This window comes from Luteibacter sp., assembly GCF_036499525.1.
GTDB lineage: Bacteria > Pseudomonadota > Gammaproteobacteria > Xanthomonadales > Rhodanobacteraceae > Luteibacter.
Map to the genome: position 1 here is coordinate 1 of NZ_DASYDO010000062.1, position 23,786 is coordinate 23,786.

Here is a 23,786-nt window from a genome sequence, read left to right on the forward strand (position 1 = left end):
GCCTGGATCCTCTGGTACAACCAAGAACGCTTACACTCGACGCTCGACTACGTCAGCCCGAGGACTTTCGAAAAGCGATGGCGGGATGAGCAAGCAGCCAGCCAAAGTGGTTAAGGGATACGGAAATCAGGGGCAAGGTCATGCGTTACATTGCGGGCTACCGGGCCCTGCGCTGGAACCCCACCGCCAACGCCAAATTGTTGATGCGCGTGGAGCGGAAGCGGGCTTCGTCCAAACCCAAGACGAGGGCGTCACCCAGTGCCTGGAGTTCCAGGGTGAGCGCGGCAACGTCCACGACATAATCCTCGTTGGGTGTCATGGGTTTTGTGCTCAACTCGATCCGAGCAGGATGAGTTGAATGTCTGTCGGGGCCGGGACGCCCCGGCCTCCGGAATCCGACCTCATCGCCGCGACCATGCGGGTGAACGCGTCGCGTTGTGCCGGAGTTCCCATGGTCGAGCCCAGGCGCTCGAACTCCGCGAACGCACTAACCACGGCCAGTGGTCCATATAGGCAAATCCGGCACTTCGCGTCGGCTGCTCTCGCCAAGACCTCGTGGGCTTCAGGATAGAGTTGGTTGCCAAGTTGGGCCTGCTCGCAAGCTGCTTTCAGATAGTCGGCATAGGCCTGGGACCGCCGCTCACGGTGGTGGCGTTCGCCGTCCAGGTGGCGCGTGAAGAGATACTGGAGCGCCGCGCCGATGATGACGCTGACAACGGAAATGATCGCGATCATGGACGCTCCCGGTTGCGGTCAGGTGTCAGTGTTTCGTCGACGTAGTGGCATTGTCGTCTGCCGGCACCATGGAGGCCTGACTGGGTTGGCCCATGACCTTTTGAACCAAGTCGTATCCACTCACGTCCTCGTACCGCGAAGGGATGCTCTCTTTGAGGCCATGAAGGCGCCGGTTCGCCGTGTCGGTGAGTTGCGAATACGTTGTCGCTGTCACCCGCGCGATGATTTCCCCGCCGTTGCCCTTAATGTCCCGGCTCGGTGCTAGTCCCTTCGCAATTGCATGCCCCACCACATAGGCATGAAAGAAGGGGGCACCGGTTAAGGCGCCATCCGTCGTGAAATCTTGGATGTAGCCTTCCGCTTGGAATATTTCCTGACGGTCGATCGTGGAGCGCCCCTTCTTTAATTCGATCAGGAGCACGTGCTGAATGGAGGAGAGGTGGTCGGTGCTACTGTCAAACGTTTCGGTGCCGACCACGGACAACGTGGCATCTTGCAAAATGACCAAGTCGGGACGGTTCTTTGGCTTTCGAAACGTCGTGTCCTGCTTCTTCGACTTAAACACTTTGACCGCCACCGTGCGCAGCGTGCTGTTGGACGCATACTCAGAACTGTCGAACTCGGGTCCAAACAGCCAGCGGGCCTGTGTCACCAGTGGATGTAACGTGTGAAGTTCGTCAGTCGCCGCGTCTTGCGCCAGTTTTTCAATCGCCGCAATCACAGACAGCCGGGCGTCGATTTCGTCGAGGACCACGAGCGCATCCTGGACTGACCACTGTTCCAGCATCCGGTCCAGGCCGTCGAGATCGTTGTCATCGAGCAACAGAAGCCGGTCGAGCAAGCGCATCCCGTTGCGAGCGGACTGGAGTTTGATGAGGGCCTTGACGGCCTTATTGAGGGTTTCGGGATGTATGCCGGGTTGATCCTTCACCAGGTCGTGCGTGAACTGCGCCACTTCGACTTTCGAACCAATGGGGAGTGTCCGAAACTCTTCTCGGTTGCGCATCAATGCATCCTCAGAGTTCTCCTCAATGAACAGGGCCGAGAGTGTGTCGACGGCCTCTTGCGCATAGGCAACGACCGCCGCAAACAATTGGGCGGACAGGTCTGTGGGCTTGAACCGGGACCAGTCGGGCTCGACATTGGACGCCCACGCATCCCCACCCTGAATGACGATGGCAAACCGCTTCGCAAAACGCGACCGCCCGTCAATGACGGGGGTGGTGCCCACGGCCCAACTGGGCTCCCCGACCAGCCGATTGTTCACCCAGAAGGCAATCCCTTGGTAGCGGGTGCTCCGAGCCGACTTGGTGGTGTCCACAACGTTGGCGGTGACGAAGAAGCCGGGCTCGATTTCGAGTTGCTTGGTTTCGATGAGGCCTTCGTGTTCCGACAAAGGCACGGACAGACCATTTACCTCGACCACGAACTGTGGATCGTGGAGGAAGCGTGCCGACAGCACGGTTCGTATGGCTTCCGACTTAGGCAAATGTCGGTTGATCTCGACCGACAGGCGCGTGCCGTGACCACTCCGTCGCCCTGATGCTTCATGTTCGATGTGGAAAGGGGATTGGTCGTTTTTGGTGCTGACGACAAAGGTGGTCAAGATGCCATCCACCCAGGTCTCGACCGTATACCGATCCGCAAAACACAGAAGGCCGTGGCGCCCGATGCCATTGCGGCCGAATGCTTTCCGGCGCCAGGACGCCCGTTCTGGCGGAAACTGCACGCCGTTGCCTTGGTTCTTCGTTCGGTTGTAGCCGAGTTTCATCCATCGTGATCGGAACTGGCTCGGCGTCATGCCGTGCCCGTCGTCCTCGACAGTCAAGGTTCCGTTGGCGTCGGTGGGGATGATGACGTTGACGCGGGCAGCGCCGGCATCCCATGCGTTGGCGACAAGTTCGGTAAGCGCGGTCTCGTAGTCATGCCCGATTTTCCCGAGTGTTCGCAAGACAAAGTCTTCCTCGAATAACGCTCCACTCGCGCCTGCAACACCCTTTGCCTTTGCCATTGCCCCTCCCTGGTAGGGCAGCCCTATGATTTGGCCCATGAATATGCCTGCTCCGTAGTCTTGTATCAAACAGGTTAGGAGGCGGGGGGATCATGGGTTGAGACGCCTTCGAGGTAGAGCCTGGGTGGGGGCGTCGCGCGATTGGGCAGCGGAGGTGCCGAATTCCCGGACGAACAGCAAAAATCGCCAGCAAGTAGCGCGTCTATGAGTTGTTCCAACTCGCCGCTCAAAGCAAAAGTCACAGGCCCCAGCGAACGTCCAAAGCGAGAAACCCAGGCAAGTCAGCCCCCTGCTGACCCTCAAAATAATTGTCAAGTTTCCTTGACATTTTCCTCGCGGCTGCTTTGATGGGGGGCAATGGGGGCGACGTGGTGCCGGATCGGGCTGCGTCAGCCATAGACGGCCTCAAGGCCGCAACCAACACCGCGCTAAGACGGTGGGAAAGGGGATGTCATGCTGCTGCGCCACGCCCGCCCGCATTTGGAAATCCACTCGCGTTCGAAGGGCCATTCCGCCGTCGCCGGGGCGGCGTATCGGCTGGGCCTGAGGCTCTACGACGAGCGTGCCGGCGTTTGGCATGACTACCGCCGCCGCGCCCTGGGCGAGGAAATCGTCCGGGCGCTGACAGTGGCGCCGGAGGGTGCGCCGGGCCTCCGATCCGGCCCAATTCTGGAACGCCGTGGAGGCCTCGGAGAAGCGCAAGGACGCCCAGGTGGCCCGGGACTACCGCATTCCCATTCCCCTGGGGCTGGACGACGAGCGGGCCGGGCAACTCGCGGAGAAGTTGGCCCGCTTCATCATGGGCGAGTTGGGCACGCCCGTCTCGGTGGGCCTCCACCGGGATGCGGCGGTGGACGTCCTGGGCCAGGTTACCTTGGAATAAAGCCAGATCTGGATTGGCAGTAAAATAGATCTCAATCGTCAGCTTTGGCGGCTCTGCGTTCCCCACCCGTGCGTTCTGAAGAAACAAGGCGACCGCTCGATTGTTGAAAATCGATGGGCTCAACTCATAGGCCAAATTTCTCCCTCGCCACTGGCAAGTCAATCCAGCGTGGATAGCCTCCAACACCGTTGATTTTCCGCGCTCATTGTCGCCAACGATGAGGTTGACACTCGGATGAAGCGGGAGATCCAGCGTTTCGAGACTTTTAAAGTTGCGGACGACCAATCGTTGGATGGGCATGGCGATGAACCCGTTAGGCGGGAAGGAGGTTTAACGATGTTCAGGCCGACCCGCGTCGACCCAAGACTGATACGACGCTTTCAGTGTTGCTTCCTGGGCATCCACCGTTGCCTTGAGGTCAAAGCTGGGGTCGATGGCGGGTTCGTGTTCCTGCAGCAGCTTGATGAGGCCGATCGGCAGAAGATCTGAAAAAGGATTCAAGCCAATCAGATTGCCCGCGAGCTCGTCCACTTCGGACACTGCCGCGAGGCGGGTAAAACGGTCGGCCGCAGCCGACAAGTCCCAGTCCGATACAAAAAGCAGCAGCGAAGCGAGCGCATAGCAAGGAGGTTGCCTTGCCATGTCGACTTTGCTCCCCCGTCGTCTCCGGGAGAATTCGAGCAACGCGTAGTTGGAGATCATGAAATCGATGAGACGCTCAGCTTGGTCAAACTGTTCACTGAGTACGGAAGCATCGAAGGTGGCAACTCCCCTGGACTTCTTCAGAAGCGAAGAGGCGGCCGAAGCGATGTCCTCACGAGGCCACTGTCGCCGTTTGATGATCGCCTCAATGACGGGATGAAACGGTGCTAACACGTCCGCGCGGGCGGCAGCTCGCCAATTGAAGCCCGGGATATCGCCGTGGCTGGGCGCAAATGGAACGCGCGACACCATTCCGTGCCACTTCCAGACATCGGAAAGGATCCGTGGGACGTGAGGGTCTAAGGTGAGCGTTGTCTGCGATGCTTTGCGTGCCTCGAGGAACCAGAGGCGCATGGCTCGCATATCGACCTGGGTGAACGCTCCGACTTGAAGCCCAGCACAGACGAGACGGCGTATGTCGCGCGTGAGCCAATCTTTGGGCGATTGAAAATCCACCAGAGCCGCCGAGCCAGAGGCCGAGTCGTCGAGGCCGGCGAAATCGCACAGCGGGTGGTGAGCGTCGCCGCCATTGGATGCGACGAAGCGGAACGTGCCCTGCCGGACGCGCCGCTGGGTGCGCTTGCTCACGCCGGCGGACACCAGGATGGCCCCGCGGGCGGCGCAAGATGGACACTCCAGGTCCGCTGCTGCCTCCCCCCGAAGACGATCATCGATCGAGTCCGTACGAATGACGCGGCTGAGCCACTGCTCAAGATCCAGTTCGGCGGCAAAGCGGCGCGAGTAAGCGGTCAACGGCATGATCGGTCCCTGGCTGCCTTAATGAATGTGTGCGCAGATTAGTGGCGGCGGTCGCTGGCGCCAAGAGGGGGGTTCTGAGCCCCGAACGGCCGGCGTCCGAAGGCGTCATCTCGCTCAGTCTGAGGTGCCTGGGGTTCTCAGGTACCGGGTGTGCGACGCAAGCGCCCTTTTGCCAGCAGCCGCTCGGGTGGAGACGCTTGAAGGAGACGAACTGCGCCCCAAAGGAACCCGTTTCATCGATGGAAGGGGACAGTCATGGGAAGTGTGGCGATACCGCGCGACGCTAAGGTTTCGAACCTGCCGGCCATTCAGCCTGGAGAGTTCTTCGTGCACGGCGATAAGGCTTGCTTGCGCTTGACGTTCAAAGATTGGCCCGCTTTGGGGTGCTATTTACCGTTGGACACCACCTGGGGCGCGAAGGCCGAGCAATCGGTGTTTGCGGAGTATGTCGTTCTGCCGGTGACCCGTGGGAATATCTCCATCGAAGGATATCAAGCGGGACTGCCGAAGGATCGGAAGCCAGGCGACCTCATCACGGATGAGGACGGGACGTGGGTGGTCGTGTCGCATTGGGAGCATGCCGCCCACCTGATGATGGCCAACTTGGCGAGCGGGCTTCTGAAATACATTAAGGGGAGTGAGCCGCCAGCTAACTACGTCGAGAAATGGACCTTTCGGGGTTGGCAAAAAGAAGGGCTCAGCGAGACGCCAGTCCTCCAAGCCGGCACTGAAGGGCAAATGCCGTTCGGCTGACGATTTGCCCAGATGGGCGATCATGGTGTCGATCTCAGCATAAGGTTGAGCTGGCCGTTAGGCCCCTTGAGGCCCGACGATGACGTCGGGACTCGCTGGCTCGTGCCGAAGACAAGGTCGAGTAGCTCGATCCCCCGATTCGCACCGAATCAGTTCGGGCAGTGCTCAAACGCAGCTTTGAGCAATTCGTGAGTGGCCTGGCGACGGGAGGCTAACATTTGAAGTTTTAGCGCCTCGGGACCGGTCGGTTCACCGCTGGGAGTGATAATGCCACTCTGGCTACCGACCTCCATTTCTACGTCAAGCTGCCGAGCGTCGTCACGGAGGCCCTTGATCTGCTGACCCAGGAGATCGCGCCGTTGCAGCACCGCTAAAGAAGTTTGACAGGAGGCGAGAGCGGCGGTGCTGTCGGTCTGCCCTGATATGACTGCGAGACCCTTCTGTTTCTCCTCGTAACACCTGTCAAGCGTCGTACGGTTGTCGTCTACGCGTTTTTCCAACTCGATGACCTTCGCGTCCGACGCTGCGAGCTTCGCCTCGGCGTCGGTCTTATTTTTCTCGAGTTGACCGTAACGCTGATGTTCGAAAGCAAAGGTCGCTCCGGCCGATACAAAGGCAGTGATCACACTGAACGAGATTGCCTGCGGCCAAAAGCCCTTCCTTTCATTACCCTCGGTAGCCATTGCCTTCCTCCCTTAGACGAACCGTTATCGGCCGCTTCCCGCAGGACTTAAACGGCTTCTGGTAACCTTTTGCTTGGTTAAGAACTCGCTTTCACTTACCCCTGTCGGTCGAGCATAACTTGGCGCGGTCGTCGTCATTTTGCGCCGAGTCATCGCGCCGGTTGTACTGTCACCGACGGCCGACGCCACTGCCGGTCCCGCGAGAGACTCATCGCGACGTTCGATTTCAGCCGCCGCGCGCGCCGTTTTGAAAAATTGGCCCACCTATCTACTGTCCGATGCAGCCGTGGCACGCAGCGGCTGGAGGGTGGTGCTGTCGCTTGGTCGCGCCGAATGGCTATGATAGTTTCGACTGTTGTTGATACACGGTCTTCATGACCGATGTGAGCTTCCGCTTCTGTGCAAATCTCTTAACGCTAGATCTTGTGTTCCGGAGATGTTGATGGAAGCTATTGGCTCTGACCTTCGCGAGATGCATTGGATCCCGCTTACGCCGGCGCATGTTGAGGCGCTCCGGTGCGTCGGCAAGGATGTGGAATACGAACGAGGCGCGACCATTGCATATCCCGTATACCCCATTGATCGATTCATCTACGTCGAGGACGGAGAAGTCGAGATGGTGACTCCTACAGGGGGAGAGCAGATGATGTCGGCCACATTAGGATCTGAGCAATTCATGGCCGAAATTGGACTGTTGAGCGGGGGGAGCTGGACGCTGGAATTTCGTGCCGCTAAGCCCTCTCGGGTCATCGAAGTGCCGCGTCTCGACATGCTCCATCTCATGGCGATGACCCCTGAGATCTCGTATATCGTCATTACCGCGCGTCGCCGCAGGCACTTGGAGTTGAGGGAGACCTCGTTGGTGCTGTTGGGTGAGGAGGTCGACCGAGATGTCCGACGAATTTCGTACTACGCGAGCCGCAAAAAGATTCCCTATCTTTCGTTGGCGTTGGGGACGCCGCAACGGGGGAGCGTCAGCCAATCCGACGTTGGGCGCGGGCGCTGCCGTGACCGATGTGCTGGTGAAGGGGCTCGTCGCAGCTATGGATGACCTCGCTTGTCAGGAGGTCGACAATCCGTTCGACGTAGCGATCTCCCAAGCGATCGACGGTGATGCTCCGGTGGACCAGGCGTTGTAATCGGTGCGACCACACGGGAAGACTTTTCGCTTCAAGGCGGTACCGCCTCTTTCCGGCAAGCGGCGAACGGATCCGCACGACTGTTCCTGTGTAGGCTTTGAGTCGGTCTTCGACGAGCTCGGTGAAGCATCTCAGGGTGCTTCCGCAGTCAGGGCAGGGTGAGCGGGGCACATCAGCTTCGAGAGGACGGCTGCAACTCAAACAGGTGACCGTTGGTGCGTCCACGATGATTTCTCCAAGCTGAGACGACCTGACCATAGCATTTCTTCGGCCAAGGATATCCACGGCTCAGGGACCGCCAAGCCACCCAGCGTTTCTCGTTGCCTGCGGGCGGGCGATGACATCAACGGAGCTCCTTTGAGGGGCTTAAAGCCAATTTTTCCGAGCTCGTCGGCGACACGCAACATATTCGCGCCGTAGCTATGGTTCGGCGTCGAGCCCAAAGTGAACCGCCCCGGGTTTCGTGGAGGCTGGTTGGTTTAAGTCAGGCCGCTATCAAGGCCTGCTCGGCGAGACGCCGATAGTAGTTTGCTTCAGCTTCTGCAGGAGGGATATAACCGATAGGCCCAAGCAGTCGATCGTCGTTGAACCAGGACACCCATTCGAGTGTGGCGAGCTCCAGCGATTCCTTTGTTTTCCAGGCGGTTTGTCGGTGAATCACTTCAGCCTTGTAGAGGCCGTTGATGGTCTCGGCTAGCGCGTTGTCGTAGCTGTCACCTTTGCTTCCCACCGAAGGCTCGATGCCGGCTTCGGCCAGTCGCTCGCTGTAACGCAGGGATACATATTGCGACCCGCGGTCGGAGTGATGTATCAGGCTTCTGTCACGCTCTGGCTGCCTGGCGTACAACGCCTGCTCCAGGGCATCGAGCACGAAGTCGGTGCGCATCGAGTTGCTCACACGCCAGCCAACGATTCGTCTGGCGAAGACGTCGATGATAAAGGCCACGTATCGCCAGCCTTGCCACATCGATACGTACGTGAAATCGGATACCCACAGCTGATTGGGTGGTTCGGCCCGAAACTGTCGATTGACCTTGTCCAGCGGCCGTGGCGCGTTCCGGTCGCTGATCGTCGTACGCATGACTTTGCCTCGCATCACTCCACGCAGGCCGAGTCGACGCATCAGCCGTTCGACCGTGCAACGCGCCGCCGTCATACCCTCACGAGCGAGTTGGCGCCAGACCTTGTCGGCACCGTAGACCTGCCTGTTGGCCTGCCAGACGCGCTCGATCTCGCCTGCCAGAACATCATCGCGGCGGGCCCGTGCGCAACGCTGTCGTGGGTTGCGCTGAAGCGCTGCATACCGTCGATATCCGGACGGGGAGATCTGCAGGACCTTGCAGATCGGCTCGACCCCGAACGTATCGCGGTACTGGTCGATGAGTTCTCTCATCACTTCAATCGGCGGTTGAGCTCCGCCTGGGCGAAAAACGCGCTGGCCACCTTCAATATCTCGTTGGCCCGGCGCAGTTCCTTGTTCTCACGCTCCAGATCCTTGACCCGCTGGGCCTCGCTCGTCGTGACGCCTTCGCGCACGCCTGAGTCGATTTCCTGCCGTTTAACCCAGGTCAGCAGCGTCTGCGGTACGCAGCCGATCTTGGGCGCGATCGACTCCACGGCCAACCATAACGATGGATAGTCCCCTCGATGGTCCTGGACCATGCGCACCGCGCGCTCGCGGACCTCAGGTGAGAACTTGTTCGATTTGTTCATGGCTCCATCTTCTCAAAGGTTGGAGCCTCCTCAAAACCCGGGGCTGTTCAGTGCCCCCCGTCGCCGCGCCCACCCAATTGCCGACGGCGACGCCTATGGATGTGGGCCCCATCGTCGCAACGTCGTCGGAGGCTAGGCTCCACGACTGGCTGTATCCAGCCGCTCCGATTGTGTTTCGCCCGCGTCCGTTGGCCGTTCCGCCGCGACCCACAGTGGCACCCACCGGCTTGGCGGCTCGCTTTTTTGCTGAACTCGACGAGAAGCCTGAGCTGCCGCAGCCAACGCCCGAGCAACGGGAACAGCTTATCGGCTGGCTTCAACGCATCGAAACCGCTTTGCGCAGCCTGGTCCGCCTGGCCGCGCGCCTGCTCGACGTGCGCGAGCGCCGCCAGCGTGATGACGGCGCCCGCGCAACATTTTCGGTGGAACTGCACGACCGTCGGCGTCGTCGCGCAGAAGCAAGGCAGGCGCTCACGGAATGGCTCGATGGTCATCCGTGGCAGTTGCGCATGGTCCGCGCCATGGGTGGCGGCGGAAAGCCACCCGTGCTGGTTGAGTTGGAGGGCCAGGCCTCATCTTTCGATACCGAAGTTCAGCAACTCAAGCGAGGCGTCGCCGACGCCGTAGAACGGGTCGCCGGATTCGACCGCCAGATTGCTACGGCGCAGGCTGAACAGGAGGCGGCGCAAAACGAGTTGGACGCCTGTGTAGGGTCCGTTGCTGCTTTGGAACCGCTCTACACGATGGTGCTCATGAGCGTGGCTGACGCACACGCCATCCCGTTCCTGACGCCGGCGCTGCGGATAGTGACAAGTGCTGAGTCGGATGCTCTCGACATGCCGACCGTGTCAGCCGAAACATCTCCGGTTCTGCGCGTGAAACTGAGCGTTGCAAGCCCATCCCTCTGACGGCGGAATCAGCGCCCGCCATGCGTCATCACGGGGCCTTGCGCTTGCGCCTGGTCTTGCTGCGGCAACGGCTGGCTCTGCGCCTGCTGCTGTTGCGTCTGCTGAAACTGCTGCATCGCCTCCGGCCATTTCGCGGCGCTCTCTTGCATCGGGGTCATGGCTTCGGCCGTGGGCACACTGCTCTGCTTATCGAACAGGTGGTCGGTGCGCCCCGGTGGCGTCTGCACGGCCCACAGTCGGCTGCCATCATCCGATAACGCGATTTGGGATACCCGGTGTAGCCCGTCGGCGCGGGCTTGCACAGTAGCGGCCGACGCCAACTGGTCGGTGTGCACATCGGGCGTGCGCCCCATGCTGTGGTCGAGCGCGACGACATGGCCGCGCACCTGCTGAAACAAGGCGTGGTCGGGGTGGTTGGCGTCGTCCAAGCGCGTGGGAGCGGCCGGAACCGACTGATATTGGTGTGGGCCGTCCACGGTGTGGTCAAAGCCATGAGGTGTCGCGGGTTGTGTGCTGCTGTCGAGATACGGCACGGTTTGCCTGCTCTTGCCCAAATCGAGCCCGGCCTTCTCCATCATGTCTTCGTAAAGTCCCGCGTGCGCCATGTTGATTTGGATTTGCGGCGGCGTTCCATGGTGTGGGGCTGCGCGCTCTTCCGACCCAATGACTGCCACGGCCCAGCCCGCGTAGTAGTTGGGATAATCCTCGGCACGGCCATGTCCCAAGCCCATGGGGTTGCGTGTGTCGCCCGGCTGTAAGTGCGCGGCCGTGGGCCGGTCAAAATAATTGTGCCCCATCCCGGTCACATTCGCCGGCGTGTGCGGCATGCTCAAATCGGGATTGAGCTGCACATTGGCGTGCGGGACAAATCCTGCCCCGTGCGGCTCAATGAAATCGGCCGTCCGCGCGGGTAAGGCATTGGCCATGTCCGTCAGCGTCACACGGCCCTGGTCGTGCTGCACTCGGCTGCGCAACGCGTTCCATCCGGCAATCTGGGCGCTGGCTTCATCTTCACGCCCACTCTGAATATGTTGCTCGACCAACGCGGTGTAGTCGTGCACCGGGCCGGGCGTGGCGGCCATTGCGCGCACATCGGTCACGAAGGTGGCACGCCCGTGCGCGGCCGCTTGCGCATTAAACCCATGCTGGACTTCGTGCCCGATGACAAAGGTCAAGTCATGCGGGTTGTAGCTCCCGACGCTGTGTGCCCCGCGGGTGATGAGCGATTCGCTGACCAAATTCATGGTGTGGTCGGGCGCGTTGAAGCTGCCACCCACGCCATCGCCCGGCTTGGTGAACGCGAACGACTCGAGGATGCGGTGAGACGGTTGAAGTGGGTCGGTGGTCGTGACGGCCCGTTTGATTTCGTCAGCCAAGGCAGGCGAGTTGTTGAGCGTGCGCTGCAAGTTATTGAGCATGTCAGGCGTGACCGGTTGGTTCGCGTGCACACCGTCGGAGTAGGTCTTGCCGCCGAAATCTACGACCATCGATTGCACGCGCAACACTGCGTGCAAGTCTGCTGCCGCAGCGGTGCCGGTGGCGGGGAAGGCTGAGGCGGGGAGGGTTACCACGCCGCGGGTGCGGTCGTAGTCCCCGACGGGTCGGTCCGGGGCACCTGGTGTAGCCGGCGCAAAGCCATGCAACGCGCCGGATGTCGCGGCGGTGTCCAGGCGCTGGGTCAGGTCGGCGTCGGACGACAGCGCCGCGCGCAGTGCCGACACGTCGGCCGGGCTGACGCCGGGCTGTTGAGCAAACTGCTGGACGGCCGCATCAATAGCCGGGTGGGGCGTTGCCATGGGCAATCCTTATTCGGTCAGTGGCCGTCGGTGGTCTGGAGGGCCAGCACGCAGGCGGTGCCATTGATGTCCGTCCCGTCCCGTGGGGTCAGGGTCAACACCACATCGCCCTTGCTGAACTCCACGGCCAGGATGCTGCCGATTTCTGAGGGCACCGGTCGCTCGACCCAGCCGTGGGCGGTCAGCGTGCTGCGCAGCCGGTCCAGGGGCAATACGCAGACCGGAGTGGCATCGGCCGTCCGGTCGGGATGGTCGAACCAAAAGCGGAAGCCGTTCTTCATCGACGGCCGGGCATTGGACTGCTGCACCCAATAGGTCCAGCCCTGGCCCAAGTCCGGGCTGTGATAGACCGTCCAGCCCGCGCCGTTGGTGGTGTCGGGTCCGAGCGTCACGCCAAAGGCTTGGCCTAGTGGCTTGGGCTTGAGCCTGTCGGTGCTGTCTAAGGTCGACAGAAACGCGAGCAAATGGTCAGTGGCCGTGCGCGCACCCGGCAGCGCATGGCCTTCAAGGGTAGAGGTCATGGGGCGTTCCAGCGTAGTCGAAGAGCGAGGTGTGGCAGCGAGGCTGCTCGCGGTGGTCGGCGGGAGCGTGTCGCGGGCCGGCGTAGCGCAGGCTAGAAGTAGTGTGGCCGCGAGGCTCGTCACAGTAATGGCAGCGCGCATCATAGGGTCCGCATCCATGGTTCCTTAAGACGGCCGCGAGTCAGCGGCGGTGCTTGGCATGATAACGGGCACAACATGTCCCTGCATGACGACCGATGCACGATTTCGGTGGTGTCCAGGGGCGATGGGCCGCGAAGCGGACCATTCAATATCGCGCGGTGGAGCGGAAGAAACATGCCGCATGAGGGAAGCCCAAAGCCTCGGAAACCGAAGGGCGCAGGGAACCGGTCGTAGCCGACCACCTATCTTTGTTGGCGGCCCTTGAACGGCGCGCAGCCCACCCCACCTGTGTTATCCGGGTCTCAAGGGGAGGCCATCCACAAGAGGGGTTGATGATGAGCGTTACGTTGGAGTGTCAGTGCATCGCGGCAATGAGGGCGTATCTGGACCAGGTCGTGCCGGGTGTGCGGGGGCCGGCGGCGAACAAGCAAACGCTGTATCGCATGCCTGACGGTTGCATGGTGGCCACCTACGACAACGGAAAAATCAACTTCCAGGGCACGGCCGACAGCCCCTGGGTGAACAAAGTCACAGCGGTCCACGACGCGCTTAACGCGTAAGGCGCGCAATTAGCCTTCGGCGGGTCGTCGACGCATCCGGGGAGAAGTCTCGGTGCCCGTCAATGACCTCGCATGAACAGCAGACGCGGTCGACACTTCATCGAAAATAGGTGTCGCCGGTCGCGCGAATGGGCGGCTTCCCGTTATGGTGGTCGCTCTGTTCCAGACCACCGGAAGACTTCGACCGGCATATGCCAGCTGTGGCGGCCAGCTAAGCGGTCGCAGCGTCAATCAGTTCAAATGGTCGGATAGACCATCTTCTCGTTTCCATCGCGAGAATCATCATCCCAGCATATCTGCATCGGATGCTTGCTTTTGGTATTCAGGGACAGGGTGACGGTGTGCGACGCGGGGTCGTAGGTGCCGATGGGCGCGTTGGGCGTGCCTGGAGGCGTGGGCGCGAATCCGTGCAGCGCTCCGGAGGCAGCGGCGCCATCCAGGCGCTGGGTCAAGTCTGGGTCCGAAGTGAGCGCCGCTTGCAACGCGGCTACGTCGGCGGGCGCCACGCCGGGTTCGTGCGCGAACTGCTGCACAGCTACATCGAGGGCGGGATGGGGGGTGGCCATGCGTCTTCCTTGAGTCAGTGGCCGCCCGTGGCGAGCAGGGATAGGACGCACTGGGCCGGGCCGCTGGTGGGCTTGAGGCGGCAGGAGTCATTGGGTGGTCCAGGTTGGGGGTTGCGCTCGTCGAAGGGCGTGGGCGGGGCGCCGGTGTCTCGCGGGCCGGTGTGGCACAGGCCACCAGCAAGGTGGCTAACACGCTGGCTAGGGCAGCGGCGGGGTGCATCATCGGGGCATCATCCGTGGCTCCTTGGGATTGGCCACCTTATGTGCGGCCGGCCCATCTTAGCGAACTGTGCGCATGCTTTTGTAGGGCGTAGCGCACACCTGCACTGCATGCCTTCGGCGGGTCTTTGACACACACCGGATAAGCCTCGGTGCCCGTCAACGACCTCCATGTGAAAGCACGCGGTCGACGCTTTTTTCAGAAGATGTGTCGCCGGTCACGCGAATATTTATCGGACCATTATGGTGGGCGCGCTGTCAGTCGGTTCCCTTCAGTCAAGCGCAACTTACCCGCTTGCCTGGCGTCTATCGGTATCAGGGGAACAATACGTTTACGGTCGCTCGTGTCGGCGACACACTGACCATTGCCGATCCCGAAAGTCCGGCGGAACGACTCTATCTCGATCCATCGGGAAAGCTGTTTACGCTCTCGCAGGACCTGGATTACGACGTCCGTGCGGATGGAAGCGGCGAAATTCGGGCTGGCCGCAGGGTCATACCTTTCAGTAAGAATGATCAAGGCAGATAAGGCGACGCTACGGCTTCGCACCGGGCAGACTTACCTTTATCGTGCCGCCCGGCCGGAGCACAACAGCTTTCTCCCATCCACCAAACTTCAGCCGCGTCCGCTCCCCACCAACACTCCGCACCGTCACCGACGTGACCCTCCCGCGCTTCCACGCCAAATCGACCCGAAAGCCACCCCGCGCGCCCAGACCCGTCACGCTCCCCGACGCCGCCCAAGCCTCAGGCAACGCCGGCAACAACACGATCAACCCAGGCCGCGACGACATCAGCATCTCCAGCATCGCCGTAGGTGTTCCGAAGTTGGCATCGATCTGAAACGCATCGGTACCATCCTCCAGCCGATACATGTCGAAGAGGTTCTGCGCAGTCCCATTGCTTCGATGCTTCGACGGCGACAGGTTGGTAAGGACGAGCTGATAAGCCTTCGCGGCGTCTCCCAATCGCGCCCAGCACATCGCCCGCCACGCGCAGGCCCAGCCGTACCCACCCGTGCCTCGCGCCTCCAACAACTTGGTCACGCCCGCGATCAGAGCAGGCGGGCTGCCATCGGTCCGAATGTGGTCGCCCGGAAAGAACCCTACCAACGGCGACAGATGCCGATGCTCTGGCTCGCCCAGATCGTCCGGCGTCATCCATTCCTCAAGCCAGCCGGTCTTAGGGCTGACCTGGGGCAAATACAGCCGCGCCTGAAGCTTTGATACCGCCGCGGCGTAGTCCGCATCCTTGCCCAACACCGAACTGGCCTGCCGGTAGTTCTCGAACAAGTCCCAGACCCACTCCTGCGCATACGTGATGCCCTTGGCGTCGGTCGGCCCCTGCTCAGGCGACCAGTCCGCATCGTCGATCAGCACATCGCGCATGAGGCCCGTGGCCGGATCTTTCATGCTCACGGTCAGCAGGCGCGACTCCCAGAATTCGCAGGCGCCTTTCATCAAGGGATAGATGCGCGCGAGGTACGCGCGATCCGGGTTGTATTGGTAGTGCTGCCACAGGTTGTTACATAGCCACGCGTTCCCAGCGGGGTGCCAACGCCAGCCGCCCTCTCCGTAGATATTGGTGGAGATGCCGATGGTCCAGCCGGCGATCTTTCCCGAGCTGTTGCGATATCCGTTGCGCGGATCGTTGAAGTGCTTCCGGGTGACGTCGGTCCAGGCGTCCACCTGGCTGAGACAGTAGTTCGTGAACGGGTCGAAGCATGAGGGCAACCCGGCGCGATCGGGCAGCCAGTAGTTCATCTGGATATTGATGTCGCTATGGTAGTCGGCCATCCAGGGAGACACATTGCTGTCGATCCATAGACCTTGTAGCCCGGTGGGCAAGCTGTCGCGTGAGCCGGCGATCGTCAGGTAACGCCCGTACTGGAGATAGGTCGCTTCGAGTTCCGGATCCGGCGGCGATCCTGCCGCTGCCCGGGCCTGGAGGCGCGTCCAGGTATCCATCCCTCGCTGTGCGGTGGTCGAGTCTCCCAGGTCGACACGCATCGTGTCGAACAGCGAACGATAGTCGGCGACGTGGGTGTGCAACAGCACGGCTGGAGAGTGCTGAGCGGCGGCCCGGGTCTTCCGGGTGGACAGCTTCAACGGATCAAGCGAGGCATCCATGTAACCCGTCGTCAGGTCCGGCACATAGTTGGTGCCGCCACAGACGAGGACCGTAAGCGTGCTGCAGTTCGCAAAACGGAGACCTTGTTCATCCGCAGCGACGGTACCGGACGCTGCCACAGCCATGACGTTCGTGGCATATCTCAGGCCGTTATCGAGGACCCCTTCGAAGTGGGTGGCAGCGCTGGGCGTTGACCCCCGCAAATCCTCCGTACGCGACGTGTCCCCGTGCATGCCATGCAGCGCGAGGGAGCCGCTATAGACGCCGCCACCGGCCTGCGACAGATGGATGACGATGGTGTCGTCCGGGTGGCTGGCAAAGATGTCCCATGCGTACCTGACACCGTCCTTTCGATACGAGACGCGTAGGTAGCCCTGATCCAGATCCAGCTCGCGCCGGTAATCGGTGACATGGGCTGCGTCGTGCCCCTCGACCGAGAGATAGAGCCTGGCCAACATCACCAGGCTTCCGAAGTGCTCCGTGGAATAGTCGAGCTGTCCATCGTCCCCGAGCACGACGTCATGCCTTCCCAGCCACATCGAGGCGTCGGTGAGGTAAAGGCAGGTGGACGCCGGGTCGCCACCGACCAGCGCGCCGAGTCGACCGTTGCCGACAGGCATCCCCTCGCGGAGCAGGTTCGGTTCCCGTGCCGGCGTGTCGTACCAGAGCATATGCCTTGCCGGCACGGCGGGCATGGGACCCGCCGGGCGCTTCACGGGCTTGCTTTCGAGCAAACGAGGGAAGGCAAGCCAGGACAGCGTGGCCGCGAGCGTCCCGGTCAGTTGGAGGAACCTGCGCCGATCCATGGGTGGGTCTATTTGTTAGACAAACCAATCTAAGGGTGCAGACAGGGCTTGTCATGCTGCGCCGCAGCTTCGGGCGCGCCTACATGCGACGGAGGACCCCGTCGCGCCTCACATAGTGATGAAACAACGCCGCGAGCGTGTGCAGGAGAATTAGCACGGCAAGTACGTTGGCGGCGAATCCGTGCCAGCTGTTCACTCGCAGGATAGTCGCCATGTCCTGCTTGCCCGGCAGCGTGAGGACGTTGAACAGCGGAAAGCCGTGGACATACGTATTCGCAAACCCCAGCACGACCACGACCGCCAGCACGACATACAAGCCGATATGAACGAAGCTGGCCGCCGCACGTTCCAGTGCCGTGCCGACGCCGGGCAACCGCCTGCCGCGCCGGACGCGCCAGACGATGCGTGCCACGAGGACGAGTGCGATGCTGACGCCTAGAAGCACGTGCAGCGACCAGATATCCACCCGCAGCGGCCCTCTCGGGAGCAGCCCGGTGGTGCGACCGATGATCCATTGCACGATCACCAGGATGGCCGTGAGCCAATGCAGGACGATGGTCGGTCGATCGTAACGTTCAGGATGGGATTCGATCATATCGGTATTCAGAACCATGACGTTTGTGCGCCTGGCAAGCGATTTGGTTACGTCGGCGCCGGGCACGGATTATTTAAGATATGCATAGCAGATATGGCTAAACACTCCCGAACGCAAGCCGATACGGCATCACCTTTGTCACGGATGCCTCTACGATGCGATTCACGGTAGGACGCAAGATCTTCGCGGCGATGAGCGCCGGTTTCCTCATTGCGCTTGCACTCGGTGGCGTGGGCCTCTTGGCCCTCACGTCCACCTTTGGCGACCTCGATTCGATGTTCCACCGGAACCTGCTTCCCGTGGCGCAGGTAGGCCACATACGTTCGGCGATCGCGACCGAGCGCGGTGCGGTAAGCCGGGCCCTGTTGTTCGGCACGCCCGCCGCGGCCGACGATTCAAGGCGCCTCATCGCCTCACTCGACCACGATATCGACAAGCGATGGGCCGTATATCGGTCCGACAGCATGGCGTCGGCTGAAGGCACGGATGCGGCACGGCAATTTGAAGGCGCCCGGACAGCGGTTGCCCCGCTGATGACGAAGACCCTCGCCATCCTGGGCGAAGGCCACCGCCAGGAGGCAACCGACCTCGCGCTGCATGGCCTGGCCGCCGCTTTCGACGCGGAGAGCGCCGCGATCCTGCGTAACGTGACGCTGGTCGAAGGCGCGGCCGGGGAGCAGTTCAAGGCTGCCGAAGCCCGGCATACGCGCACCTTTGAAATCAGCCTCGGGATCATCGTCGTTGGCCTCGTCGTCCTTTGCGTCGCTGGCTGGTTGCTGTTCCGGGCGGTAATGACGCCCTTGCGGATCGCGAGCCGCCTCGCCGCCGATATCAGCCAGGGCACGCTGAAGCATGCACTCAGCGTGACGGGCAATGACGAGTTGAGCGACACCTTGCGGTCCCTGGCGACCATGGACGACACGCTCGCCACCGTGGTCGACCAGGTTCGCGAGGGCGCGCGGAGCGTATCCATGGCGGCGGCGGAAATTTCCCACGGGGTGGACGACCTTTCGCAGCGGACTCAGTCGCAGGCGGCGGCCCTGGAGGAAACGGCCGCGTCGATGGAGCAGATGGCGGCGTCGGTGCGACAGAACTCCGAAGGCGCACGCGTGGCGGAGACGGTAACCAAGGCGCTGCACCAGGACGCGAAACGGGCCGCTGACGTCGCGCATTCCGCGGAAGAAGGCATGCAGCGCATCCAGGAGGCCGCCAGCAGCATCTCCGACATCGCGTCGCTGATGGACGAGATCGCTTTCCAGACGAACCTGCTGGCCCTCAACGCCGCCGTGGAAGCGGCACGCGCCGGCGAGCAGGGCAGGGGCTTCGCCGTCGTGGCGTCCGAGGTGCGCCTGCTCGCCCAGCGCAGCGCCAACTCGTCGCGCGAGATCCGCAAGCTCGCCACCGAGACGGGCGAGAGCGTGACGCACGGCGCGGAACTGGTGCGCTCGACCGGCCGTTCGCTGGAGGGAATCCACCGGGGTACCTCCCGCGTGGCGGACATCATCGCGGAAATAGCCTCCGCGTCCGGCGAGCAAGCCTCGGGTGTCGACCAGGTCGTCCAGTCGGTCTCCGCGCTCGATGAGATGACCCAGCAGAACGCCGCGCTGGCGGAAGAAGCGAGCGCAGCCAGCCGGGCGTCGCTCGAGCGGGCGAGGGAACTGACCGAACAGGTCGCCTTCTTCCGTTTCGTCGAACCGGGGGTATGACCTTCCACCCCGATTTGTTGGACAAAATGAACCTGAACCGCGTTGCTTGATCTTGTCATGCTGCGCCGCAGCTTGTGGCGGTACCAAAACCTCGGTAACGATGAATATGTCGTACAAAAGTGCGGCAGCTGCGGACCGGGGAACAACGAAAGCTTTTGTGGTGCCGTCGTGGGGGCGGTGCCGATGAGCGTCGGCCGGCAGCTGTGTGGACTCATCAGGGTTTTCCACAATGTCGGGGAGGGTAGCCGTGCAGCTAACGAAATTGGTAGTGGCGATGGGTGTCGTGTGGATGTTGGGGTACGGGGCTCCCGCTGGCGCTCAATCCACACCGCCGACAGAGGCGGCAGAGGCGGCAAAGGTGGCCAAGCCGGCTAAACCTGCAGCCACCGGCGCCGAGGACAAGAAAGTGACCGAGTTGGGCGCCGTGGCGGTCACCGGCCAGCTCGCGGCGCTCCAGCGCGCGCAGGCGATCAAGCAGGACTCGGTGAATGTGGTCGACTCCATCTCCGCGGAAGAGGCGGGCAAGTTCCCGGACCCGAACGTGGCCGACGCACTCCAGCGCGTACCGGGCGTGTCGGTGAACCGCAGCGGCGGCGAGTCCAGCCAGATCGCCGTGCGCGGCTTCGGCCCCGAGTTCGTCGCCGTCACCATCAACGGACGGCCGATGGCCACGGCCTCCGGCTCGCGCGCCTTCAACTTCGATGTGCTTCCCTCGGAAATCATCAGCGTTGCCCAGGTCAACAAGACCTCGTCGGCGGATATCACCGAAGTCGACATCGGCGGCGTGGTGGACATCCAGACGGCGCGGCCGCTGGACTTCAGCGGCTACCATGGGGCGTGGAGCGCGGCGGGCGTCAACAGCAACCTGACCGGGGACTGGAAGGGCAAGACCACGCCCAAGGCATCGGGCCTGTTCGGCTGGACGAACGCGGATCACACCTTCGGCTTCATGGCCTCGGCTTCGTACTACAAGCGGAAAGACACCCAGCTCAATACCCAGGCCAGTTCGTGGTACGCCGGCCAGGACATCTCGACGCTGTCAGGCCTGAGCAATCCGAACTACACGAACGTGGCGGTGCCGGAAACCCTGGCAAGCAATGTGCTGGATGAGACGCGCACCCGCAAGGGCATCAGCGGTGCCATCGACTGGAAGCCGATCGACCGCCTTACGATCCAGTTCGACACCCTGTACTCAAGCTACAAGGTCAATCCGATCGAGCATGAGTTCGGCCAGTACGGGAACACGGGTGACATCCAGTCGCTGACGACCGACGCCAATAACACGGTGCTCAACTTCGTACGCAAGGATGAAGGCCCGAACGTCATGGCGAACGACTATGTGGCCTCCTATACGCCAAGCTACGAAAAGAGCTATCAGAACGGCCTTAATCTCGGTTTCGACATCGACGAATCGACCAAGCTGAGCCTGGACATATCCAGCTCCAAGGCCTGGAACAAGCAAAGTCCCAACGGGTATTTCCTCGTGGTCGGCGCGAAGAACTTCGGCACCCATCCCACCTGGACCAACAACGGTGATAGCCAGCCGCCGGGCTACTCGAACATCCTATCGCCCACCAACACGGATAACCTCACGGCGCATTGCTGCAACGCCGGTTCCGGCAACGACGTGACCAACAAGGTCAATAACTACCAGATCAAGCTGGACAAGGCCTTCAACGACGGCGTGCTCTCGCGGCTCGAGGCCGGTTTCCAATACACCAATGAATGGGTGAAGTCGGTGAGCTGGGGCACGCCGGACAGCATTCTCTGCAATGCGTATTGCGGCTATTCCATTGACGTTCCCGCGGATGCGATCGGCGCATACGTCTACAAGGCGCCGCCGAAGATTCGCGGCGTTTCATCGCCGGGCCTGCCCGCGGAATGGGTGCAGTACGACCCGCACGCCTACCTGAACTGGCTGGCTTCGCCGGCGGCTTACAACCAGCTTTCCCCCGAGAAGCGCGACGCCTTGCTCGCCGGCCTGGCGGGCAATGGCGGCACCCTCGATGCGGTGCCCAACCCGGGCAGCTACAACAACGTGGGCGAAAAGGAGAAGGCATTCTTCGCCAAGGCCGTCTTCGAAGGCACGATGTGGAACATGCCCTGGGCGGTGGACGTGGGCATGCGCTACCTGCACGTCGCCTCGACGTCCACGGCGGTCAACCAGCCGCCCGTCGCGTATCGCATCGACCCGAACGACACCAGCAATGGCCAGGTGACCTACGGCCCGCTGGCGCCGCAGTCGGCCGACGGCGGCTACCACAAGTGGATGCCGTCGTTGAACTTCAAGTGGAACCTGCTGGACAACCTGATCTACCGCTTCTCGTGGTCCAAGACGCTGACGCCGCCGGCGCTGAACAACCTGTACTACAACAAGAGCTTCGGCACGCGCCCGAATTCGCTGACCATTTCGCAGGGCAATCCACAGCTCCAGCCGTATACCTCGCGGAACTACGACATGGGCCTGGAGTGGTATATCGACGACGCCAGTTACATCGCGGTGGAAGGGTTCTACAAGAAGGTCAGCAACTTCAGCACGCTGGTGAGCACGCCGATACCGTTCCTGACCGACCAGAACACAGGGCAGCCGTTCACCTGGTCGCTCACCCAGCCGATCAACCTGAACTCCTCGAACATCTACGGCGAGGAAGCGACCTTCAACTACCAGTTCACGCACCTTCTGCCCGATCCGTTCAATGGCCTGGGCATGGCCCTCAACTACACCCACGTGAAGAGCAGTACGAACCTGAGCCCGGGCGTCATCGCGACGTCGGGCAAGTTCGCGGTGCCGGGTATCGGCGATTCGGCCAACGCGAGCGTGTACTACGAGAAGGGCCCGGTGCAGGTCCGCGTTGCCTACAACTGGCGCGGCAAGTACCTGGAAAGCCTTTCCTTCGGTGCGGGCGCCCAGCCAGCCACGCGCAGCGACTATGGTCAGGTAGACCTCAGCGCGAGCTACGCGGTGGACAAACACTTGTCGGTCTTCGTGTCCGGTACCAACCTGACCCACGAGCACCTCTACGACTATTCGGTGTACCGCAATCGCTTCCTGTACGCCGAGGCGGATGGCACCGTGTACACCGTGGGTGTGCGGGGGACGTTCTGATGGCGCCGCTGAACACGTCACCCTCCCTACCGATGCGAGGATTAACGATGAGCGACACCCTGGCTAGCGTCCTGCGAGGCGCGGCTCTTTGCGGGCTCATGGGCATGGCGGGTATCGCCACCACGCCGGTGAAAGCGGACGAAACCGCATCCGTCCTGCCGCAGATGGGCTTCAACAACTGGAATTCCACGCATTGCCGTGCTGAGTTCGACGAAGCGATGATCCGCGGCATCGCGGACAAGTTCATCAGCCTCGGGCTGCGTGATGCCGGCTACCGCTATGTGAACGTCGACGACTGCTGGGCCAACTGGCAGCGCGACAAGGACGGCCAGTTGCAGCCCAATCCGAAGCGCTTCCCCAGCGGTATCGCGGCCCTCGCCGACTATATCCACGAGCGTGGCCTGAAGTTTGGCCTGTACTCCAGCGCGGGTACCTCCACGTGCGAGCCGCTGCAAGAGAATCGCGGCTTCCCGGGCGGCCTCGGCCATGAGAAGGATGATGCGAAGACCTTCGCTTCATGGCATGTGGATTACCTCAAGTACGACAACTGCAACAATCAGAAGGTCGATGCGCATAAGCGCTACACCGACATGGCGGAAGCGCTGCGCGGCAGCGGCCGGCAGATCTTCTTCAGCATGTGCGAGTGGGGTGAGAACAAGCCCTGGCTCTGGGCGGGCAAGGCGCCGGTCAATGCCGGATCCTGGCGCACCACCGGCGACATCAGCGACAACTACGCCTCCATGCTGAAGATCTTCAAGGAGAACGTGGTACTCGACCCGTATGCGCACCTTGGCCACTGGAACGATCCGGACATGCTGGAGGTGGGTAACGGCGGCATGACGGATGTCGAATACCGCAGCCACTTCAGCCTATGGTCGATCATGGCGGCGCCCCTGCTCATCGGCACCGACCTGCGCACGATCAAACCCCAGGCGCTGGAGATCCTGCTCAACAAGGACGTGATCGCCATCGACCAGGACCTGCTCGGCGTTCAGGGCAAGCAGGTACGCGATGCTGACGGCATCCACGTGATCGTCAAGCCGCTCAAGGACGGTGGACGTGCAGTGGCGGTGTTCAATGAAGGCGATACGGCGAAGGACGTGACCGTCGCCGCGACCGACATCGGGATGAAGGCCGGCGGAACCTACACGAGGCGAGACCTGTGGGCGCACACGGATGCGAAGGGCGATGGATCGATCAAGGCCACGCTGCAGCCGCATGCCACGATGATGTATCGGTTCAGCCGGTGAATGCGGTGGATGGTCCTGACCAGCTGTTAACCCCATGAATCAAGGGCTGGCCAGCTGGCACAGCCCTGAAACATCGACCAAACGGTTTAGACCCTCGTGTTATG

At 61.8% G+C, this 23,786-nt stretch carries 19 protein-coding genes, 1 pseudogene and 1 other annotated feature; of the genes and pseudogenes, 8 read left to right on the top strand and 12 right to left on the bottom strand.

What is annotated here, in order from left to right:
* Positions 1-157: 157 nt before the first annotated feature.
* Genes VGM71_RS11540 through VGM71_RS11550 form a run of 3 tightly spaced genes read right to left on the bottom strand, consistent with a single transcriptional unit; the run spans position 158 to position 2,746 of the window.
* Complete coding sequence (locus VGM71_RS11540) at positions 158-319, bottom strand: hypothetical protein (RefSeq protein WP_331545215.1); 162 nt, start codon at positions 317-319, stop codon at positions 158-160.
* Between the two features lie 11 nt (positions 320-330).
* Positions 331-735 (bottom strand): hypothetical protein, encoded by a 405-nt coding sequence (locus VGM71_RS11545; RefSeq protein ID WP_331545217.1) that lies wholly within the window; start codon positions 733-735, stop codon positions 331-333.
* Between the two features lie 25 nt (positions 736-760).
* Positions 761-2,746, bottom strand: a complete 1,986-nt coding sequence (locus VGM71_RS11550) for an ATP-binding protein (protein ID WP_331545219.1) — start codon at positions 2,744-2,746, stop codon at positions 761-763.
* 640 nt (positions 2,747-3,386) lie between these two features.
* Here VGM71_RS11550 and VGM71_RS11555 point away from each other — a divergent pair.
* Positions 3,387-3,629 (top strand): MobA/MobL family protein, encoded by a 243-nt coding sequence (locus VGM71_RS11555; RefSeq protein WP_331545221.1) that lies wholly within the window; start codon positions 3,387-3,389, stop codon positions 3,627-3,629.
* Between the two features lie 168 nt (positions 3,630-3,797).
* Here VGM71_RS11555 and VGM71_RS11560 read toward each other — a convergent pair.
* Both VGM71_RS11560 and VGM71_RS11565 read right to left on the bottom strand, forming a co-directional pair.
* Positions 3,798-3,929: pseudogene (locus VGM71_RS11560) on the bottom strand (AAA family ATPase); the annotation flags it as partial.
* 30 nt (positions 3,930-3,959) lie between these two features.
* Positions 3,960-5,090, bottom strand: a complete 1,131-nt coding sequence (locus VGM71_RS11565) for a hypothetical protein (protein ID WP_331545223.1) — start codon at positions 5,088-5,090, stop codon at positions 3,960-3,962.
* Between the two features lie 255 nt (positions 5,091-5,345).
* Between VGM71_RS11565 and VGM71_RS11570 the strand changes: the two genes are divergently transcribed.
* Positions 5,346-5,843 (top strand): hypothetical protein, encoded by a 498-nt coding sequence (locus VGM71_RS11570; protein WP_331545225.1) that lies wholly within the window; start codon positions 5,346-5,348, stop codon positions 5,841-5,843.
* A 149-nt stretch (positions 5,844-5,992) separates the two neighbouring features.
* On the opposite strand, the gene VGM71_RS11575 is transcribed toward VGM71_RS11570, so the two are convergent.
* On the bottom strand, positions 5,993-6,526 hold the full coding sequence (locus tag VGM71_RS11575; protein ID WP_331545226.1) for a hypothetical protein: 534 nt from the start codon (positions 6,524-6,526) through the stop codon (positions 5,993-5,995).
* Between the two features lie 442 nt (positions 6,527-6,968).
* Here VGM71_RS11575 and VGM71_RS11580 point away from each other — a divergent pair, with 442 nt between their 5' ends.
* Positions 6,969-7,577 carry a cyclic nucleotide-binding domain-containing protein gene (locus VGM71_RS11580; protein ID WP_331545228.1) on the top strand — a complete coding sequence of 203 codons (609 nt, stop codon included), beginning with the start codon at positions 6,969-6,971 and terminating at the stop codon, positions 7,575-7,577.
* 572 nt (positions 7,578-8,149) lie between these two features.
* Here the strand turns inward: VGM71_RS11580 and VGM71_RS11585 are convergent.
* Positions 8,150-9,378 (bottom strand): IS3 family transposase gene (locus VGM71_RS11585; RefSeq protein WP_331545230.1). Its coding sequence is split into 2 segments (ribosomal slippage): positions 8,150-9,090 and positions 9,090-9,378, totalling 1,230 coding nucleotides; the frame shifts between segments, so codons are not numbered across the junction.
* Positions 8,984-9,100: a sequence feature (AL1L pseudoknot), on the bottom strand. It overlaps the preceding gene by 117 nt.
* 212 nt (positions 9,379-9,590) lie before the next feature.
* Between VGM71_RS11585 and VGM71_RS11590 the strand changes: the two genes are divergently transcribed.
* Complete coding sequence (locus tag VGM71_RS11590) at positions 9,591-10,286, top strand: hypothetical protein (protein ID WP_331545232.1); 696 nt, start codon at positions 9,591-9,593, stop codon at positions 10,284-10,286.
* 8 nt (positions 10,287-10,294) lie between these two features.
* Here the strand turns inward: VGM71_RS11590 and VGM71_RS11595 are convergent, their stop codons facing one another.
* Entirely contained in the window at positions 10,295-12,082 is a 1,788-nt protein-coding gene (locus VGM71_RS11595; RefSeq protein WP_331545234.1) for an XVIPCD domain-containing protein, read from the bottom strand.
* 17 nt (positions 12,083-12,099) lie between these two features.
* On the bottom strand, positions 12,100-12,603 hold the full coding sequence (locus VGM71_RS11600) for a hypothetical protein (protein WP_331545236.1): 504 nt from the start codon (positions 12,601-12,603) through the stop codon (positions 12,100-12,102).
* Positions 12,604-13,115: 512 nt separating this feature from the next.
* On the opposite strand from VGM71_RS11600, the gene VGM71_RS11605 reads away from it, so the two are divergent.
* Complete coding sequence (locus VGM71_RS11605) at positions 13,116-13,304, top strand: hypothetical protein (protein WP_331545238.1); 189 nt, start codon at positions 13,116-13,118, stop codon at positions 13,302-13,304.
* 236 nt (positions 13,305-13,540) lie between these two features.
* Here the strand turns inward: VGM71_RS11605 and VGM71_RS11610 are convergent, their stop codons facing one another.
* The 3 genes from VGM71_RS11610 to VGM71_RS11620 form a co-directional block, all read right to left on the bottom strand.
* Positions 13,541-13,870, bottom strand: coding sequence for a hypothetical protein (locus VGM71_RS11610; protein ID WP_331545240.1), 330 nt, complete (start codon positions 13,868-13,870; stop codon positions 13,541-13,543).
* 755 nt (positions 13,871-14,625) lie between these two features.
* On the bottom strand, positions 14,626-16,914 hold the full coding sequence (locus VGM71_RS11615; RefSeq protein WP_331545242.1) for a glycosyl hydrolase family 95 catalytic domain-containing protein: 2,289 nt from the start codon (positions 16,912-16,914) through the stop codon (positions 14,626-14,628).
* Positions 16,915-17,104: 190 nt separating this feature from the next.
* Positions 17,105-17,620, bottom strand: a complete 516-nt coding sequence (locus VGM71_RS11620; RefSeq protein WP_331545244.1) for a cytochrome b — start codon at positions 17,618-17,620, stop codon at positions 17,105-17,107.
* A gap of 155 nt (positions 17,621-17,775) precedes the next feature.
* Between VGM71_RS11620 and VGM71_RS11625 the strand changes: the two genes are divergently transcribed.
* The 3 genes from VGM71_RS11625 (at position 17,776) to VGM71_RS11635 (ending at position 23,682) form a co-directional block, all read left to right on the top strand.
* On the top strand, positions 17,776-19,326 hold the full coding sequence (locus VGM71_RS11625; protein ID WP_331545246.1) for a methyl-accepting chemotaxis protein: 1,551 nt from the start codon (positions 17,776-17,778) through the stop codon (positions 19,324-19,326).
* Positions 19,327-19,684: 358 nt separating this feature from the next.
* Positions 19,685-22,432: a TonB-dependent receptor gene (locus VGM71_RS11630; protein WP_331545249.1), complete on the top strand. Its 2,748-nt coding sequence runs from the start codon at positions 19,685-19,687 to the stop codon at positions 22,430-22,432.
* A gap of 47 nt (positions 22,433-22,479) precedes the next feature.
* Complete coding sequence (locus tag VGM71_RS11635; RefSeq protein WP_331545251.1) at positions 22,480-23,682, top strand: alpha-galactosidase; 1,203 nt, start codon at positions 22,480-22,482, stop codon at positions 23,680-23,682.
* The last annotated feature ends 104 nt before the right edge of the window (positions 23,683-23,786 follow it).

Bases quoted from the DNA above. Each gene is read 5' to 3' on its own strand.
- VGM71_RS11600 (WP_331545236.1), bottom strand. From the start codon at position 12,603: ATGACCTCTACCCTTGAAGGCCATGCGCTGCCGGGTGCGCGCACGGCC.
- VGM71_RS11540 (WP_331545215.1), bottom strand. From the start codon at position 319: ATGACACCCAACGAGGATTATGTCGTGGACGTTGCCGCGCTCACCCTG.
- VGM71_RS11575 (WP_331545226.1), bottom strand. From the start codon at position 6,526: ATGGCTACCGAGGGTAATGAAAGGAAGGGCTTTTGGCCGCAGGCAATC.
- VGM71_RS11610 (WP_331545240.1), bottom strand. From the start codon at position 13,870: ATGGCCACCCCCCATCCCGCCCTCGATGTAGCTGTGCAGCAGTTCGCG.
- VGM71_RS11565 (WP_331545223.1), bottom strand. From the start codon at position 5,090: ATGCCGTTGACCGCTTACTCGCGCCGCTTTGCCGCCGAACTGGATCTT.
- VGM71_RS11550 (WP_331545219.1), bottom strand. From the start codon at position 2,746: ATGGCAAAGGCAAAGGGTGTTGCAGGCGCGAGTGGAGCGTTATTCGAG.
- VGM71_RS11620 (WP_331545244.1), bottom strand. From the start codon at position 17,620: ATGATCGAATCCCATCCTGAACGTTACGATCGACCGACCATCGTCCTG.
- VGM71_RS11580 (WP_331545228.1), top strand. From the start codon at position 6,969: ATGGAAGCTATTGGCTCTGACCTTCGCGAGATGCATTGGATCCCGCTT.
- VGM71_RS11605 (WP_331545238.1), top strand. From the start codon at position 13,116: ATGAGGGCGTATCTGGACCAGGTCGTGCCGGGTGTGCGGGGGCCGGCG.
- VGM71_RS11595 (WP_331545234.1), bottom strand. From the start codon at position 12,082: ATGGCAACGCCCCACCCGGCTATTGATGCGGCCGTCCAGCAGTTTGCT.
- VGM71_RS11545 (WP_331545217.1), bottom strand. From the start codon at position 735: ATGATCGCGATCATTTCCGTTGTCAGCGTCATCATCGGCGCGGCGCTC.
- VGM71_RS11635 (WP_331545251.1), top strand. From the start codon at position 22,480: ATGAGCGACACCCTGGCTAGCGTCCTGCGAGGCGCGGCTCTTTGCGGG.
- VGM71_RS11570 (WP_331545225.1), top strand. From the start codon at position 5,346: ATGGGAAGTGTGGCGATACCGCGCGACGCTAAGGTTTCGAACCTGCCG.
- VGM71_RS11625 (WP_331545246.1), top strand. From the start codon at position 17,776: ATGCGATTCACGGTAGGACGCAAGATCTTCGCGGCGATGAGCGCCGGT.
- VGM71_RS11615 (WP_331545242.1), bottom strand. From the start codon at position 16,914: ATGCCCGCCGTGCCGGCAAGGCATATGCTCTGGTACGACACGCCGGCA.